This window comes from Brevibacillus porteri, assembly GCF_003013475.1.
Taxonomy (GTDB): domain Bacteria; phylum Bacillota; class Bacilli; order Brevibacillales; family Brevibacillaceae; genus Brevibacillus; species Brevibacillus porteri.
Genome location: NZ_PXZO01000033.1, coordinates 43,987 through 60,462, shown reverse-complemented (window position 1 = coordinate 60,462; position 16,476 = coordinate 43,987). Strand labels below are relative to the sequence as shown.

Here is a 16,476-nt window from a genome sequence, read left to right as displayed (position 1 = left end):
GGAGAGAAATTTTATGGTTAATGCAAACTTTTTTGGACCTTCTGCCACCTTTCATCATGTTGGGCTGGCTATATCTAATACACAACAATCTCTGATTGGTAACTTAAACATGGTTGAAGATTCAATTCAACGTGTAAAAGTTGGCTTTATGAACATTGGAGATTGTCATGTTGAAGTAATACAACCAACTACTGAAGACTCTCCTGTACAGAACAGCATTAAAAAGGGCAATAAGTTGGTCCATCTTTGTTTTGAAGTTGATGATATTGATGACGGATTACTCCACACAATTTCTCATAAATTCAAGGTGATTCAAAATCCTACCCCAGCTGTAGCGTTTGGAGGCCGAAAAATCGCTTGGGTATTCCATCCAGTATGGGGATTATTCGAACTATTAGAAAGGAAGCCTTCCATTGAAGATCATTCCGTATGAGGATAGCTTTTTTGATCCGTTAGTTCAATTTCTCAAGAAAAATTGGGCAGTTCAGCACGCTATATATGACAAGTCACTTTTTAATTGGCAGTATCGGATAAAGGAAGAGGAAGCAACAGATTCTTTTCTTGTACTAAAGGAAGAGAAAATAATAGGGTTTTTAGGAAATATCCCGAGCTTTTATGACGTAGATGGAACAGTACAAAAGGGTGCTGGTCTGACTATGTGGGTAATAGATGAAGAGTATAGAAACAGTGGGCTAGGTATATTACTTTTAAAAGAAACGGAAAAGAAAAAGCAGGTTACATTTACTCTTGGCTGTAATTTAAATGTGGTTCCGATGTACAAAAGAATGGGATACTCCTATTCAGAAAATCTTAATCGGTATGTATTACCGTTGAATTCCGATAAATACAAGTTGCTACTTCAAGAACAGGTAAATACAGAGGAGATAGATCAGTGGGTTAATGAAATCTCAGAAAATTTCTCTGCTGAAAAGACACAGACACCCAATACTGAAATAAGGGTAGAAGACTTAGAGGCTCTGTATAAAAGAAGTATTATAGGAGAGTTTCGTTTTTCTCAACATAGAAATGCTTCTTTTTGGGATTGGCGTTATAAGAACAGTAATGGATTTAAATATTTATATTTCGGAAATGAACATCAGGGTGTTGCAGTAATTAGGATAGATCGAGTCTATTCTCCGAATGACACAGAAATTCATGGTACAAAAATTTTACGTATCATTGAATTAATTCCGGCCAATAAAGAGGTTTGGAGTGGCTTTACAGATCCAGATTTCATAAAAATTTTAGGTGGAATATTGAACTGGGCAAGAGATATGGGATGTGTAGCAGCCGATTTTCAAATTAGTACGAATCGGTTGGAACATTTACTGCTTAAGGTTGGTTTTAGAAAACAGAACTATGACTATACTCCCGCATTAAACGGTTTGGCAGGTCTGTTTCAACCATTTCGTTATAAGGTCAACCCAATAAACTTCACTTGGAAAGTGAGAAATGAATTGGGAGAAACCCTTAATTTCGACATTAACGATACTTATTTTGTTAAATCAGATTGTGACATGGATAGGCCAAATATCTGGCCCTTACCTAGTGAATGGAGTGAAGAATGATTATCTGGGGTGAAATATGGATTTTGCTGTAATGTATCACTATGTACGTCCAAGGAGTGGATGGAACGGTATTTTTCCATTACTACCAGAGGAATTTGAAAAACAGATTGATCTAATCAGTAAAACACACAACATAGTCCACCTTGACGAATTAAATAAAAAGTCAGTAAAACCTCAGTGCGTTCTTACTTTTGATGATGGAACTAGAGATCAATATGTTTATGCTTACGATATTTTGAAAAAAAAGGGTATACCTGCGTACTTTACAGTTATGTCAGGTCCTATGTTAACTGGCATTATCCCCGTTTTTCATCTAGTTCATGTGATTCTTTCTTTTAAGACTGACGAAGAAATTTGGGAGTTACTTTCTTCTCGATATGATGTTTCTAATGTGGAAGAAGAGAGCAGTATATATCATTATGAACCAAATAGGTTAAGAAGGTTCAATAAGTATGTTTTGAATTTTATGTTATCGCAGTCAGAATCAAGGGAAGTATTAGAATCTATTTTTAAGACTATTTTCCCGGATAGCTTATCATTCATTAAAAATTTTTACTTGAATGTAGGAGATTTGAAGGAAATGTCTCAATCAGGGATGGCTATAGGAGTGCATTGCCACCATCATGCACCTTACAATGGAAATCCACATGAATTTTATAAGAATGAAATTATGCCTTGCAAGGCATTTTTAAAGGAGACATTGGGTATTAATTCTCAATGGTATACTCCGGCCTTTGGAGGTGGGAAAATGCACGAAAGAATGAGAAATGAAATAACTCCGATATTACGAGAAAACGGTTTTAGAAAAGGATTTACAGTTAATCCAGGATTGATGAACGGAAATGATGGGTTCTGGATAGATAGAATTGACTGCGTGCAATTACCACCTAGTAGATCTAGTAGTATTAATACCGTAATAGAACAATATACTACCAATGTATAAAGGAGACGATACAAGATGAATAAAATAGAGTTTCTTCAAAGATATGCTGAGGATGAAAAACAGACTCGACTGGAATTGCTAGATTTATTTATAAATAGCCCAATCCCCAAAAATGAAATGATCGATCATATGGCGTTATATACTCATAGACAAATGTTATCACACATACTATTTATAAATGATATTTTTCAGCAGATTTTAAATGTAAATGGTGTGATTATGGAATTTGGTGTTCGCTGGGGAACCAACCTTGCAATCTATGAGGCGTTAAGGGGCATATATGAACCATATAACTACACTAGAAAAATTGTAGGGTTTGATACATTTGAAGGCTTTCCATCTGTAAATGAAAAAGATGGCACTGACAGTATCATTAAAAAAGGTGCCTATGCTGTTACCGAAGGATATGAGGAGTACTTAGAAAATTTATTATTCACAAGGCAAAAATTAAGCCCCTTAAATCATATTAACAAATTCGAATTGGTTAAAGGTGATGCTACTCAAACTTTAAAGAAGTATCTGGAGGAACATCCGGAGACCATTATCTCATTGGCGTACTTTGATTTTGATATATATGAGCCAACAAAAGCGTGTCTGGAACTAATTATGGAGCGTGTTACAAAAGGAAGTATTATTGCTTTTGATGAGCTTAACTACCCTGCTTTCCCAGGAGAAACTCTGGCATTACTTGAGGTATTGGGTATAAACAAGTATCAAATTAGAAGATCAAAATTTGCTACTGTACCTTCATATATTATTATTGAGTAGACAATGATTTTAATATAATTGGTGTAGTAAAGTATCTCGTAATACAAAAACAAACGTGTATTAAGGGCGACAGGTATTACCTTTATACACGTTTGTTTTATATAAGTGGTTTCTGTAAAATAATTGATGTCAAAAGAGTAGATTAAGGCTTACTCCCCAAAGGATTTTATTTCTCTCCACCAACGAGTCGAGGATTCGCTTCGCCTTTTTTCCCCTTGACTCTGTTCAGCCCATTTAATCGTGTATTGATTTATTTGTATAGTAAGGGAATACCGGAAGTGTAATTGAAAAGATAGTTACGAGTTTTCGTTTGATAGGATTTAACTGTAACTCATCAGATTTTTCAAAGGGCTTATTTTTCATCACATAATCAAATAGAGTTAGTAAATCTACGTCCAAACCATGATTTATTGATTGAAAGGTGATCCCATCAAGCTTTTCTTCAGAAATTTCATGGTATGTACAATTCTTCAGTGATTTGCAAAACTGTTGTTTATTAATATGACTAATTAAAGTGTCAATAGTACCATGGAAAGATTGTATCTCACAGAAATTATTAAACTTCTTGTAAAGAGTAGGTAAGTGAAGGATTTCTGGATCGTTATCAATTGCAGAAGCAGTGTAATAGAGTGGCCATAAATAATCGTTATTCTAGGGTTAAACTTTAAGTTATTAACTTTAAGAATTTGGATGACGTAGCAAATGGCAGTAATGTTATTCAGGGCTTACATTATTCCCATATCATTAAAATTTTCCATACTTTCGTTTGGTTTTTTATATGCAGCCACTCCGATATGATATTTGCTTGTTATGTCTAAGAATAGCGATGGATTAAAAACTTCATTATAGATCATTTTAATTTCATCTGGAGTAAACACCAGCTCCATATCTTGCGGGGTAAGGTTTAATTGTAGTGATTGATAACTTTGCATGAGCTCTTGTCCAAAATAATCACATTGTACTGTAACAAGGTTATATTGATCTGCAAACTCTCTCCACATTTTCTTATAGCCATTCAAATTAGTATTACCACTAAATCCTGCTATTAGTAGCAATAAACCGGTATCTGGATTTATTCCAGCCTCTGGTTCGGAAAATTGAAATTATACGTTCTTTCACTATAATTGTTGTAGATGTTAGGGTGTGCAGACTAATTCACCTGGTAATCCTTTGCCAAAATGAATACTCCTATTTTTAAATATAAAGAAAGACCGGAGTAACCCGGTCTAGAGGCTTAAGCTTTAATATCCAATACTTTCCCTAACGTTGGATGACTTGCCTGAGCCGCTTGAACATTTTGCTGCGTCTTAGCAAAACCCTCCAACATGATGGAAGCCTGCGCTTGCGCAGTCTCCTGCACTTGCTTCGTCAAACTAATAGTAACAGCTTGTTTTAATTGTACGGCATTCACAGATGATCACCTCTTTGCTAGAATTACTTTCTTTATCATTATCGACATTTTCTATACCAAGCTTCACTATAACCATGACTCTATTCTCTCATCTTTTTTCCACCATCTGCTATACTTTAAGAACATCTTGTTGAAAAACTAGGAAGGTGAATCACTTTTGTCCACAAAACGCCGCTCACTCGTCTTAATCGGAGCCGTCCTCCTCATCTTCATACACGCGGTCTACCTAAACGGAACCTTATCGGACCTCCTCAACGTAACCGCTATCGAGCTAGTCGCGCTCTCCGTAGTCATGTCCTATGCAGTGAAACGCAAGCATCTCGACTTGAAAAAAATCTGGCATCTCCTCATCCACGGCCGACAAAGCAACGTCGAAGAAACGATCAAGCGCTTCTACTACTACGCGCTCGTCCAGAAGGAGCAGGGCTATATCGCGCTCGAAAAGGAGCTCCAGCAAGAAACCGATACCTTTGTCCAACGCGGCAGTCTGCTGGCGATCGAGGGTGTTCCTGAAGAAGAGCTGCGCCTGATCCTGGAGAACGAGCTCAAGGGCGAGCAGTATCGCTACCAACAGTCAGCAGGATTCTTCCGCCTCATCAGCTTGTTGGCGCCAGGGATGGGTCTGGTCGGTACGCTTCTGGGGATGACGGGTGTACTGAAGTCGCTCGAAGACATGGCCTTGACCGGACACAGTCTGAGCGCAGCGGTCGTAGCGACGTTGTATGGCGCGCTCTTGGCGAACTTGTTCGCGCTGCCATGCTACTATCGCCTGATGGATCTGTACGACCGGGAAATGTTTGAAAAGCGTCTTTTCATCGAAGGATGCATTGGTCTCCAGCGCATGGAGACACCACGCTTGTTGTTTGAAAAGCTGAACTCATTCTTGCCAGGTGACCAAAAGCTGGTGCTGATTAAAGAGGCAGGCAGCATGAAGGGCACGATTGAAAGGCAGGACCGCTATGCATGACGAACGGTTATACGACGAAAAAGAGCTAGAGAAAAGCTGGCTGCTTAGCTACAGTGACCTGATTACGCTGTTGTTCGTGATCGTGATTATTATCGCGGCGACGCAGACGAAGAGCATTCAGACACAAAAAGAAGAGGTCCAAAAGGAAAAAGCGAGCTTGGAGCAGGTGCATGAGAGTCTCGACCTGCTCAATCTGCAAAAGCTGGAGCTGCAGCGAGAGGTCTACAAATTGGAGGCTCGCCAGAAGGAGCTCAAAGGCGAAAAAGAAGAAGGCTCCGAAGACACCGTAAACGTGCCAAAGCCGCCAATGGGCATGTCTGACTCGAGTGAGCGCGATATGGAGACGGTGCGCAACCAGCTATCCTCTGCTTTGGCTGAGCTGAATCTTGACTACGAGGAGACCGAAGAAGGCCTGCGTATCCGTTTGCCGGAAACGATCCTGTTTACGAGTGGTTCGGCAGACCTACGGGCCCAAGGGAAGCAAGTCGTCGGGACAGTAGCAGGGGTGTTGAAGCGTTTCGAGCACAAGGTGCGAATCGAGGGCTATACAGATGATGTACCGATATCGCGCAGTTCCTACCAATCCAACTGGGAGCTATCCTCGGCGCGCGCGATCTCTGTCATGCGTGAAATGGTGGATGCTCACTCCTTACCAGCGTCTCGCTTTACAGTGGCAGGCTTGGGCGAATACAAACCGCTTGTGGACAACTCCAACGCGGAGAACCGTGCGAAGAATCGCCGGGTAGAGGTCGTGATTTTGGCAGAAAAAGAATAATTCATTATTTTCAGATAAAAGCAGGATTTTTATATGCAGGATAGAACTATATCCCGTATATATGAATCCTGTTTTTTTGCTGCTATACCTACTTATTCTCCCTGTTCGTTTCCCTTACTTTCGTACCAAAGTGGCAGAATATACAGGAAAATAGTTATACCCAGCTTGTGCACAAGGTCATGTGGATAATGTGGATAACTCTGTGGAGAACGCAAAAAAACCGTGATTTCCATGTGGACATTGCTGGGGACAAAATGGGCAGATAGAGAGACACAAGGGGGATTTCGAAATGCGTATCGGGACAAATTGGTTCAAATCGCTCGCGTTGGTCGTCGGTGTGGGGGTACTCCTCGCAGGCTGTGGATCGGGTGGTCAGCAAACGTCTGGCAGTGGCGGAGCAAGTGGTGGTTCGGGTGACAAGGTGTACGTAGTCGGTACAGATGCGGCATATCCACCGTTCCAAATGCTTGAGGCTGACAAGATTAGTGGGCATGACATTGATGTGATGAACGCGATCGCGGATGCTGGCGGATTCAAGATCGAGTGGAAAAACACCGGGTGGGACCCGCTTTTTGATGGACTGGACAAAGGGACGGTTGATATTGGGATCTCGTCCATCACGATCACGGAGAAGCGTAAGGAGAAATACGATTTTTCGGACTCATACTTTGAAGCAAACCAACTCATTCTGGTAGCGGAAGATTCGCCAGTGACGAAGCTGGCAGATTTGAAAGGCAAGAAGATCGGGGTCCAAGCTGCAACTACGGGTGAAGAAGTGGTCAAAAAAGCGTTTGGAGATACGTACGAAGGCTTGAAAGGCTATGACGACATGCCATCCTCCGTCGATGACTTCTTTAATGGTCGAGTAGATGCAGTGATTGGCGACAATGGCGTTTTGTCCTACTACGTGAATAAAGTTAAAGATAAGAAGTTTAAGCTGATTAAAGATGATTCCTTTGAAAAGGAATTTTACGGAATTATCGTGAAAAAGGGTAATACCGATGCGATGAACAAAATCAACGACGGATTGAAAAAGATAAAAGAAAATGGAAAGCTGCAGGAAATTTACACCCAGTACTTTGGCAATAAGTAGGCAGCAAAATGGCCGGGTGCGTCTCTACGACGTAGCCGGCGTTTGTTCGCAACAGGGCTTGCTGACATGAAGAAGGGAGGATTAGCCATTGGACTGGAGTGTCATCTACGACTATCGTGAACTGTTTATCCGCGGCATTATTAATACGATTTTACTGACCGCAGTGGCTACGGTTTGTGGAACATTTTTGGGGTTGTTTATCAGCTTGGGGAAAATGTCCTCCAAGCGAATGATACGGTGGACCTGTTCAATTTACGTAGAGCTGTTTCGGGGAACCCCGATGCTGGTCCAAATTTTGCTGATCCATTTTGCGGTGATTCCGTCGATTTGGGGTATTCTGTATCCGGGAGCGAGCAGCCCGGAAGCGATTTATTCAGGCTTCGTGGCGCTTTCGCTCAATGCGGCTGCCTATATGGCGGAAATCTTTCGGGCTGGCATCCAATCCATTGATCCGGGGCAAATGGAAGCGGCACGATCACTTGGCATGAACAAGGGCCTTGCCATGCGCCAAATTATACTTCCACAAGCGTTTACACGAATGCTGCCCGCAATCGGAAATGAGTTTATTGCTCTTTTAAAAGATTCATCCCTTCTGGCAGTAATCGCGACACCGGAATTAAACTACGCAGCCATGAACGTGGCGAAAAGTACATTTGAGCGCTACCCCCCGTATTTAACAGAGGCGGCGGTTTACCTGGTCCTTACGTTGTTCTTGTCCCGTGTAGTCGTGAGAGGACTAGAGAAAAAATATTCCACACGGTGATGACGTATTCGTCCATTTTGCGGCGATTCAGTCGGATGGGTTTCGTTCGTTAAATGAGGGACAGGCCGTAGAATTCGACATGGTGGAAGGGGAACATGGTCCACAAGCGGCGAACGTCGTGAAGATTAAACGAAACAATAGCAAAATCCCCCTGGTTCCTTGATAGGACAGGGGGATTCGTTTTTTCCACGTGTTTAACTGATCATTCTTTGAATGCGTAGGGAACGCTGCAGTCTCAGGTCTATAAAATCATTACCTCTTCGAACGAGAGGGCGCATAGGCTCATCAGTATGAATCATAATGATTTCGACGTGGTCGCCATTGCTCAAAAGCGCATGGGAACCAATGTAAAGTAAGATAATGTAATGGATAAAACGAGACACAATCATCGGATTTAATTGACCTGAACAAGCTAACTCCCACAGAACATTCGCTGCTTCAAAGGGAGAGGTTCCCTTCCGATACACGCGATCTGTGCATATGGCATCAAATACGTCTGCGACACTGATGATTTGGCATTCAAAAGGGATGCCATCTTTTTTTCGTCCGAGGGGATATCCACTTCCATCCCAACGTTCGTGGTGCATCAGAGCGCATTGTGCCAGCAAGTTGTCGGCATCGTCCATGGTGCGCAGGAGCTCGTAGCCATAAACGGTATGCTTTTTCATAATCGTATACTCTTCGTCTGTCAAACGCTCTGGCTTGGACAGCAGCTCATCGGGAATTTTCATCTTGCCGATGTCATGGAGAAGACCTGCAAGGCCCAAAAAATGAACATCACGTTGCGGCAATCCTATAATTTTTCCTATTAAGGCTGCCACGATACCTACATGCAGGGAGTGGCGATACGTATAACTTTCTGTTCCTTCATTCAAATAAATAAAGCGCAGAAATCTCATGTGATGAAGAACTTGATCGAGCATAGGATGAACAGCGTCGCTAAATTGTTGCAGTCGGGGGGTATCCCCATTTGCGAGCTGGTTAAATAAATACTCGGTTTTTTGTACGGCCACCATATAGGCCTTTGCAGCATCTGCCTCACTCCAATGAAGGAGAGGAAAAGGCATTTCGGGTGCTTCCGAGTCAGTAGTAACGTGTACGGCTTCCACCTGGTGAGCCTCTAGCAGTCGTATATCAGTTAGATGAAGGGTTGCACCAGCGGGTAATAAAAGCAGGCCGTACTCATTGTAGACGTCTTGAGCGAGCGTTGTTCCGATAAGTGAATGGGAAGGTTTTACCTCGGCCATGAGGATTCCTCCAGTGCGATGTACGACCGCGATATAGGATGGGATGACTACCTCAACTATTATAGCATAGGGAATCTAGTAAGTATTGGTAAAAAAATGTCGGATATTGATGGTTTGTAAAAGATTTGCAAAGATTTTTTTAAGCTGAGTAGAAGGATTATTTACAGAGGCGGCGAATAAGTATGTATAGACGGAAGGAGGTTGGAACCATGAAATTTAACATTCGTGGAGAAAACATTCAAGTCACCGCTGCCCTTAGAGAATATGTCGAAAAGAAAGTCGGCCGTCTGGAAAAATATTTTGAAACTCCACAGCCTACAGAAGTACAAGTCACCATGCATGTACATCGCGGAGAAGGCACGATCGAGGTAACTATCCCACTGAGTGGGGTCATTATCCGAGCGGAGGAAACGCACGAAGATATGTATGCTGCTATCGATCTGGTAGTAGAAAAGCTGGAACGTCAGATTCGCAAACACAAAACGAAGCTGATGCGGAAGCTTCGAGTTGATTCGACAGGAAGAATCGCACAGCGTGAGAGTCAACCAGTAGCAGTCATGATCCCGGATGTGGATGAGGATGATATGGATATAGACATCGATATCGTTCGAACCAAACGCTTCGATCTGAAGCCGATGGATGCACAGGAAGCGGTCATGCAGATGGATATGCTGGGACACAGCTTCTTCGTTTTCCAAAACAGTGACACCAATGACGTCAGTGTGGTGTATCGCCGCAATGATGGGCGTTACGGATTGATTGAACCAAAATAACGAAACTTTACACATTCTCATTCGTATAAGACTAGGGAGTTGCTATTAGCAACTCCCTTTACTTGTGTAGAGGATGCTCTATTTGATAAAATATCTTTTTAGAAAGTATTATTTTCGTAGAATCGGTATCCTTTTTTTATTATCTGGACTCATGCCGGCTTGTGCATTTTCGTTTGGCAGTATATGGAAGGGGTGTCCTTATGTTAGGACTCGTTAAAAAGATATTCGGCGACAGCAATGAACGTGAAGTAAAGAAAATGTTTAAGCGCGTAGAAAGTATCAACGCGCTGGAACCAACGATTAAGGCACTCTCGGATGACCAATTGCGTGAGAAGACAGCTGAGTTTAAGGCGCGATTGGCAAATGGAGAAGAACTGGACAAAATTTTGAATGAAGCGTTTGCCGTTGTACGTGAAGCATCGATCCGTGTACTGGGCATGCGTCACTTCGACGTCCAGATGATTGGTGGTATGGTTCTTCAGGAAGGCCGTATCTCCGAGATGAAGACGGGTGAAGGTAAAACACTGGTTGCGACACTGGCGACATACCTGAATGCTTTGATGGACAAAGGCGTCCACGTCGTTACCGTGAACGAATACTTGGCTGAGCGTGACTCGACTATCATGGGTAGGCTGTATAACTTCCTTGGACTGACAGTCGGTTTGAACAAGAATGGACTGAGCCCTGAAGAAAAACGCGAAGCATACGCGTGTGACATTACGTATGGTACGAATAACGAATTTGGCTTCGATTACCTGCGTGACAATATGGTTCTGTACAAGGAACAAATGGTGCAACGTCCACTCTTCTTCGCTATCATCGACGAGGTGGACAGCATTTTGATTGACGAAGCACGTACGCCGTTGATCATCTCCGGTTCTGCTAACAAATCGACAGAGCTGTACTACATCTGCTCGCATTTTGTGAAACGCCTGGAAGAAGAAAAAGATTTCACAATCGATGAGAAGCTGAAAATCGTCAACCTCTCGGATGAAGGCGTGAGCAAAGTCGAACAGGCATTCAACATCGACAACCTGTACGATACGGCACATATCACGTTGAACCACCACATTACGGCGGCGTTGAAGGCACAAGTGCTGTTCAAGCGCGATGTTGATTACGTAGTGCAGGAAGGCGAAGTTGTGATCGTTGACGAGTTCACCGGCCGTCTGATGGTTGGACGTCGTTACAGCGATGGCTTGCATCAAGCGATTGAAGCCAAAGAAGGTTTGCGTGTCCAAAGCGAGAGCATGACACTGGCGACCATTACCTTGCAAAACTACTTCCGTATGTACCAGAAGCTGGCCGGTATGACAGGTACAGCGAAGACGGAAGAAGAGGAGTTCAAAAAGATTTATGGTCTCGACGTCGTGGTGATTCCAACGAACAAGCCTGTGCAGCGTATTGATTCACCAGACCTTGTTTTCAAAACAGAGGCAGCCAAATATCGTGCGGTTGTAAACGACATTGTCGAGCGTCACAAAAAGGGCCAACCGATCCTGGTAGGTACCATCTCCATCGAAAACTCGGAGCGCTTGTCCCAAATGCTAAAGCAAAAAGGCGTACCGCATAACGTACTGAACGCGAAGCAGCATGAGCGCGAGGCGGAAATCGTTGCGCGTGCAGGTGTGTATGGAGCGGTTACCATTGCGACAAACATGGCGGGTCGCGGTACGGACATTCAGCTGGGCGAAGGTGTTGCAGAGCAGGGCGGTCTTCATATTATCGGTACAGAACGTCACGAGAGCCGTCGGATTGACAATCAGCTGCGTGGTCGTGCTGGTCGTCAGGGGGACCCGGGTTCATCCCAGTTCTTCCTCTCGATGCAAGATGAGCTGATGCGTCGTTTCGGTGCGGACAATATCATGAATATGATGGATCGTCTAGGTATGGAAGAGGATATGCCGATCGAGAGCCGCCTGGTTACTCGTGCGGTGGAATCTGCGCAGAAGCGTGTAGAGGGATCGAACTTCGATGCACGTAAAGGCGTTCTCCAGTACGACGACGTGATGAATCAACAGCGTCTGGTTGTCTACAAACAGCGTAAAGACATCCTGGAGCAGGAAGACCTCAGCGATGTTGCTTTGAATATGATCTACGCAGTAATGGAGCGTGCAGTGTCTCTGCATTGTCCAAAAGAAGAGGTACCAGAGGATTGGGATCTGCAAGCATTGGCCGATGCTGCCAATAATGGGTTCCTCCATGAAGAAACGATTACAGCTAAAATGCTGAAAGGCATGGAAGCAGAAGAAATTCTCGAGCTGTTGAAAGCAGAAGTCGATAAGCAGTACAAACAGCGTGAAGAAGAAATCGGCGAATCGATTCGCGAGTTTGAAAAAGTCGTCATTCTGCGTGCTGTCGACAGCAAGTGGATGGATCACATCGATGCGATGGATCAGTTGCGTCAAGGTATTCACCTGCGCGCCTACGCACAAAACGACCCGCTTCGTGAGTACCAGTTCGAAGGATACGAAATGTATCAAGGTATGCTGGCTGCTGTTCAGGAAGAAGTCGCTATGTATATCATGAAGGCCGAAGTCAGTCAAAACCTGGAGCGTCAGGATGTTATTCGCGGTCAAGGAATCGACCCGGACAACTTGCAAACTTCCGGACCATCTGATCGTCCAGATCCGGAGACCTCCGGTGATGCTGATCCGAAAAACCGTGCACAGCGTCGCGCTCAGGAGCAAGAACGCAAACGCCAAAATAAGAAACACTAAGGAATATGACAAAACATTCTTCTCGTATCGGCAAATTCGGTGCGAGGGGAATGTTTTTTTCTTGCCCATTCCTAATGCCTTGACAGTATTCGTCCTCATCTATTCTTCCTCGTCTGATATTAACGATCTATTTGTCTAACACTGGTAAATGTGATCGAACGATTCAAGTGGTAATTATCTGAAAAATAAATAGAATCGTAAGTACAACACTTTTACCAAAAATTCACGAAGACGGGGGAATGAACAAATGAGAACGTCAGTGAACGTGATGGGGATACAAACGAAGAATATTATGGAGCGCATTTCTGTTACTTTAAAAGCAGTGCTAAAGACAGGAAAAGAAAATAAAAAAGTACAGCTGATTGAAAAGGAGGAGGGGATCGAATTACCGAGAGTCATCTCTGCGCAAGACCCGGTCTTTGAGGACAAGCGACTGATAGAGGAAATTCCGGAGCCGAATTGGAATGAGGCCTTGATCGCACCGCCGAATGGAATGGTGGATCGAACGCGTGAAAGTCCGCTAGCCAAAAAATATCGAAAAACACACAACTGGAAGAGACAAGCCTTCATCAAGCAAGCTTATCAGTTGAAAGCAAGCGAAGCTCGACGTACGCATCTCCATCTGGTTGCTGTACCACAGACGGAAAATAAACAACCACATGAAATCCGAGACCTGAGATCCTCGCCATCACCACCGGTGGCAACGTGACAAAGGGTAGCGGCGAAGTCCCTTTTCTAAACGTGACATGCTGCCGTATTTGCGCATCTGGCAAATTACGTTACAATAAAACATAGCTTACGTAAAGAGAAGGTGATTCGCAACATGGCATTAATCGATATTGCGGACATCAAACAAGAGATGTCTAGCATGGCTAAGCGATTAGCGGATATCAGGGGGTCTCTTTGACCTCCCAGTAAAACAGGAACGAATCGGTGAACTGGAAGAGCGCATGCTGGCACCCGATTTTTGGGATGACAATGATGCAGCGCAGAAGACAATCAGTGAACTGAATGCCATCAAAAGCCTCGTAGAGACGATGGCCAAGCTGGATTCCCAGTACGAGGATCTCCAGGTAATGCTGGAGCTCGTCATCGAAGAAGGGGATGCGTCCCTCATTCAAGATCTGTATGACAGTACGCAGGAGCTGCGGAAGTCATTTGAGAGCTTTGAGCTGGAATTGCTTTTGAGTGATGAATACGACAAGAACAACGCCATTCTGGAGCTACATCCGGGAGCGGGTGGGACAGAGTCCCAGGATTGGGCGTCCATGCTTCTGCGCATGTATACACGTTGGGGGGATGCCAAGGGCTTCAAGGTGGAGACATTGGACTATTTGCCTGGTGATGAAGCCGGTGTAAAAAGTGTTACTCTCCTCATTAAGGGTTACAATGCGTATGGCTACCTCAAATCAGAAAAAGGGGTTCATCGTCTTGTGCGGATATCTCCGTTTGATGCCTCTGGACGTCGTCACACATCATTTGTGTCTTGCAACGTCCTGCCGGAGATCGAAGACGATAATGCGGTAGACATACGTACAGAAGACCTGAAAATCGATACGTATCGTTCCAGCGGTGCAGGTGGTCAGCATATCAACACGACTGACTCCGCTGTACGGATTACTCACTTGCCTTCTGGAATTGTGGTGACGTGTCAAACAGAACGCTCCCAGATTAAAAACCGGGAGCGTGCGATGAAGATGCTGACGGCACGACTGTTCGAGAAAAAACGGGAAGAACAAGAGAAAACGTTGGCCGCGATTCAAGGTGAACAAAAAGATATTGCATGGGGCAGCCAAATTCGTTCCTATGTCTTCCACCCATACAGTCTGGTAAAAGACCACCGGACGAATATGGAGACAGGAAACGTTCAAGCAGTCATGGATGGTGAGATTGATTCGTTTATCGATGCTTATCTACGCGCGCAGATTAATCGGTAAACGAAACAGAAGGCTTCAAGGCTTTTGGTATGGAAATCGATACGGTGGTTCCTTTGCCGACATCACTGGTGATGTTGATTGTACCGCCGTGATCGCGAATAATTTTTGAGCTTACCATTAACCCCAGGCCGGTTCCTGCTTCTTTTGTACTATAAAAAAGCTCTCCTAATCGGGGAAGTAGCTCGGCAGGGATACCTTGTCCTTGATCGCTGATTCGGATGACAACATCGGAAGAGCGCTCTACAACCTTGATTGTGAGATTCCCACCTAACGGCATGGCTTCCATGCCGTTTTTTATGATATTTATGAAGACTTGCTTGATTTGATATTCCTCACACAAAATGAGGGAAGTCACTTGCGGAAAATCAGTAAGAATAGATACATTTTTAAGAAGTGCCTGTGGTTCCAAAAGCTTAATGACAGACGAAAGCAATGGCAAAAGGCCGTTGGGAGCAAATCGCAACGCTTGCGGCTTCGCCATGATCAAAAGCTCACTGGTAATCGAAGTGATCCGGTCGATTTCGGATCGCATAATTTGCAAGTATTGCTGATTGGCGAACTCGTCCCCTTCCATGAGTTGAATAAACCCTTTCAAGGCCGTAAGTGGATTGCGAATTTCATGGGCGATTCCCGCGGCAAGCTCTCCTAGAACTGACAGCTTGTCAGAGTAACGAAGCAATTCCTCTGATTGCCGACGTTCTGTAATATCACGTGCCACAAAAACCGTGCTGAGAATATGACCGTTCGAACAAATGTCAGGTGTTCCTTTCACATCGAACAGCAACATTCTTCCGTCTGGGTGCAGGTAATGGTACTCGGCATCGAGTGTGATCTTCTGCTTCATCATTTGAGCAAAATCGCTCTTGGCGTTGGTTACTTGCTCAGGATGAATCAAGATTAAAAAATGCTGATTGATCACTTGATCAATCGTGAGACCAGTAACTGCCTGAACAGAAGGGGAAGCGTAGGTAATAATTCCATCCACATTTACAATAAAAATCAAATCCATAATGTTTTCGGATATTAACCGAAAGTTCTCTTGCATCTGGTGAAAAGCCTCTTCCATTTTCTTTTGCTGCGTGATGTTTTTGGCAATGGAATAGCGACTGATGATTTCGCCGTTTTGAAAAATGGGAAAGCTGGAAGCGATAATATCAACAACCTGCCCGTTTTTATGGATCAACTGATAATGCTTATTTTTTCTGATTCCTGCAGAGAGGATTTGTTGTTGTTTCTTACTGTCGAGATCTTCTGTAGAAGCGAGAATTTCCCAAATTTGCATGCGCAGCAATTCTTGAGAGGTGTATCCTACCAATGCTTCGCCAGCAGCGTTTACTCCTGTGAATCTTCCCTGCATGTCGAACATGAAAACAGCGTCAGGATTGTTGTGGAAGAGAGATGTATATAACTGTATCTGCGTGCCCATACCTATCCGCCTCTCTGTTGCTACTTGCTACCTTTGAATCGTTCGCTGTAGAAAGGAAAAATCCTACCAGACCAAAGTCCGTATT

16 protein-coding genes and 1 pseudogene are annotated in these 16,476 nt (G+C 43.8%); 13 read left to right on the top strand and 4 right to left on the bottom strand.

All coding sequences use genetic code 11. The features are described 5' to 3' along the window. Positions 1-13 precede the first annotated feature (13 nt). The 4 genes from C7R92_RS17590 to C7R92_RS17575 are packed head-to-tail and all read left to right on the top strand — an operon-like array spanning position 14 to position 3,279. Positions 14-433 carry a VOC family protein gene (locus C7R92_RS17590; protein ID WP_106835141.1) on the top strand — a complete coding sequence of 140 codons (420 nt, stop codon included), beginning with the start codon at positions 14-16 and terminating at the stop codon, positions 431-433. Then, a complete protein-coding gene (locus tag C7R92_RS17585; RefSeq protein ID WP_106835140.1) occupies positions 414-1,568 on the top strand; it encodes a GNAT family N-acetyltransferase in 1,155 nt (384 codons plus the stop codon). Before C7R92_RS17590 ends, C7R92_RS17585 begins: the two co-directional genes overlap by 20 nt. A gap of 16 nt (positions 1,569-1,584) precedes the next feature. After that, the gene (locus C7R92_RS17580) at positions 1,585-2,511 is read left to right on the top strand and encodes a polysaccharide deacetylase family protein (protein WP_106835139.1); all 927 of its coding nucleotides are present in this window, start codon (positions 1,585-1,587) and stop codon (positions 2,509-2,511) included. 15 nt (positions 2,512-2,526) lie between these two features. After that, entirely contained in the window at positions 2,527-3,279 is a 753-nt protein-coding gene (locus C7R92_RS17575; RefSeq protein ID WP_106835138.1) for a TylF/MycF/NovP-related O-methyltransferase, read from the top strand. A gap of 725 nt (positions 3,280-4,004) precedes the next feature. On the opposite strand, the gene C7R92_RS17570 is transcribed toward C7R92_RS17575, so the two are convergent. Both C7R92_RS17570 and C7R92_RS32365 read right to left on the bottom strand, forming a co-directional pair. Next, positions 4,005-4,298, bottom strand: a complete 294-nt coding sequence (locus tag C7R92_RS17570) for a hypothetical protein (protein WP_106835137.1) — start codon at positions 4,296-4,298, stop codon at positions 4,005-4,007. Between the two features lie 215 nt (positions 4,299-4,513). Beyond that, complete coding sequence (locus tag C7R92_RS32365; RefSeq protein ID WP_167403221.1) at positions 4,514-4,690, bottom strand: putative motility protein; 177 nt, start codon at positions 4,688-4,690, stop codon at positions 4,514-4,516. A gap of 157 nt (positions 4,691-4,847) precedes the next feature. On the opposite strand from C7R92_RS32365, the gene C7R92_RS17565 reads away from it, so the two are divergent. The 5 genes and pseudogenes from C7R92_RS17565 to C7R92_RS17545 all read left to right on the top strand — a co-directional run. Next, positions 4,848-5,657 (top strand): motility protein A, encoded by an 810-nt coding sequence (locus tag C7R92_RS17565; protein ID WP_017252265.1) that lies wholly within the window; start codon positions 4,848-4,850, stop codon positions 5,655-5,657. Then, a complete protein-coding gene (locus tag C7R92_RS17560; protein WP_017252264.1) occupies positions 5,650-6,432 on the top strand; it encodes an OmpA/MotB family protein in 783 nt (260 codons plus the stop codon). Before C7R92_RS17565 ends, C7R92_RS17560 begins: the two co-directional genes overlap by 8 nt. 289 nt (positions 6,433-6,721) lie before the next feature. Then, positions 6,722-7,525 carry a basic amino acid ABC transporter substrate-binding protein gene (locus C7R92_RS17555; RefSeq protein WP_106835136.1) on the top strand — a complete coding sequence of 268 codons (804 nt, stop codon included), beginning with the start codon at positions 6,722-6,724 and terminating at the stop codon, positions 7,523-7,525. 88 nt (positions 7,526-7,613) lie between these two features. Beyond that, positions 7,614-8,288: an amino acid ABC transporter permease gene (locus tag C7R92_RS17550; protein WP_026043386.1), complete on the top strand. Its 675-nt coding sequence runs from the start codon at positions 7,614-7,616 to the stop codon at positions 8,286-8,288. Beyond that, positions 8,284-8,451, top strand: a pseudogene (locus C7R92_RS17545) (cold shock domain-containing protein); the annotation flags it as partial. The gene C7R92_RS17550 and the pseudogene C7R92_RS17545, both read left to right, overlap by 5 nt. A gap of 31 nt (positions 8,452-8,482) precedes the next feature. Here the strand turns inward: C7R92_RS17545 and C7R92_RS17540 are convergent. Beyond that, entirely contained in the window at positions 8,483-9,535 is a 1,053-nt protein-coding gene (locus C7R92_RS17540; protein WP_106835134.1) for an HD-GYP domain-containing protein, read from the bottom strand. Between the two features lie 209 nt (positions 9,536-9,744). Here C7R92_RS17540 and hpf point away from each other — a divergent pair, with 209 nt between their 5' ends. The 4 genes from hpf to prfB all read left to right on the top strand — a co-directional run bounded on the left by hpf (position 9,745) and on the right by prfB (position 14,965). Continuing rightward, positions 9,745-10,308, top strand: coding sequence for a ribosome hibernation-promoting factor, HPF/YfiA family (gene hpf / locus C7R92_RS17535; protein ID WP_017252261.1), 564 nt, complete (start codon positions 9,745-9,747; stop codon positions 10,306-10,308). A gap of 200 nt (positions 10,309-10,508) precedes the next feature. Continuing rightward, positions 10,509-13,028 carry a preprotein translocase subunit SecA gene (gene secA, locus C7R92_RS17530; protein WP_069850828.1) on the top strand — a complete coding sequence of 840 codons (2,520 nt, stop codon included), beginning with the start codon at positions 10,509-10,511 and terminating at the stop codon, positions 13,026-13,028. Between the two features lie 247 nt (positions 13,029-13,275). Then, positions 13,276-13,737 carry a hypothetical protein gene (locus tag C7R92_RS17525; protein WP_017252259.1) on the top strand — a complete coding sequence of 154 codons (462 nt, stop codon included), beginning with the start codon at positions 13,276-13,278 and terminating at the stop codon, positions 13,735-13,737. Between the two features lie 114 nt (positions 13,738-13,851). Further along, positions 13,852-14,965 (top strand): peptide chain release factor 2 gene (gene prfB / locus C7R92_RS17520; protein ID WP_106835133.1). Its coding sequence is split into 2 segments (ribosomal slippage): positions 13,852-13,932 and positions 13,934-14,965, totalling 1,113 coding nucleotides; the frame shifts between segments, so codons are not numbered across the junction. On the opposite strand, the gene C7R92_RS17515 is transcribed toward prfB, so the two are convergent. Beyond that, on the bottom strand, positions 14,955-16,391 hold the full coding sequence (locus C7R92_RS17515) for a PAS domain-containing sensor histidine kinase (RefSeq protein WP_106835132.1): 1,437 nt from the start codon (positions 16,389-16,391) through the stop codon (positions 14,955-14,957). The genes prfB and C7R92_RS17515 overlap by 11 nt on opposite strands. Between the last annotated feature and the right edge of the window lie 85 nt (positions 16,392-16,476).

Excerpts from the sequence above, each read along its gene's own strand:
- C7R92_RS17590 (WP_106835141.1), top strand. The coding sequence starts at position 14 with ATGGTTAATGCAAACTTTTTTGGACCTTCTGCCACCTTTCATCATGTT.
- C7R92_RS17580 (WP_106835139.1), top strand. The coding sequence starts at position 1,585 with ATGGATTTTGCTGTAATGTATCACTATGTACGTCCAAGGAGTGGATGG.
- C7R92_RS17575 (WP_106835138.1), top strand. The coding sequence starts at position 2,527 with ATGAATAAAATAGAGTTTCTTCAAAGATATGCTGAGGATGAAAAACAG.
- C7R92_RS17560 (WP_017252264.1), top strand. The coding sequence starts at position 5,650 with ATGCATGACGAACGGTTATACGACGAAAAAGAGCTAGAGAAAAGCTGG.
- C7R92_RS17555 (WP_106835136.1), top strand. The coding sequence starts at position 6,722 with ATGCGTATCGGGACAAATTGGTTCAAATCGCTCGCGTTGGTCGTCGGT.
- C7R92_RS17540 (WP_106835134.1), bottom strand. The coding sequence starts at position 9,535 with ATGGCCGAGGTAAAACCTTCCCATTCACTTATCGGAACAACGCTCGCT.
- hpf (WP_017252261.1), top strand. The coding sequence starts at position 9,745 with ATGAAATTTAACATTCGTGGAGAAAACATTCAAGTCACCGCTGCCCTT.
- secA (WP_069850828.1), top strand. The coding sequence starts at position 10,509 with ATGTTAGGACTCGTTAAAAAGATATTCGGCGACAGCAATGAACGTGAA.
- C7R92_RS17525 (WP_017252259.1), top strand. The coding sequence starts at position 13,276 with ATGAGAACGTCAGTGAACGTGATGGGGATACAAACGAAGAATATTATG.
- C7R92_RS17515 (WP_106835132.1), bottom strand. The coding sequence starts at position 16,391 with ATGGGCACGCAGATACAGTTATATACATCTCTCTTCCACAACAATCCT.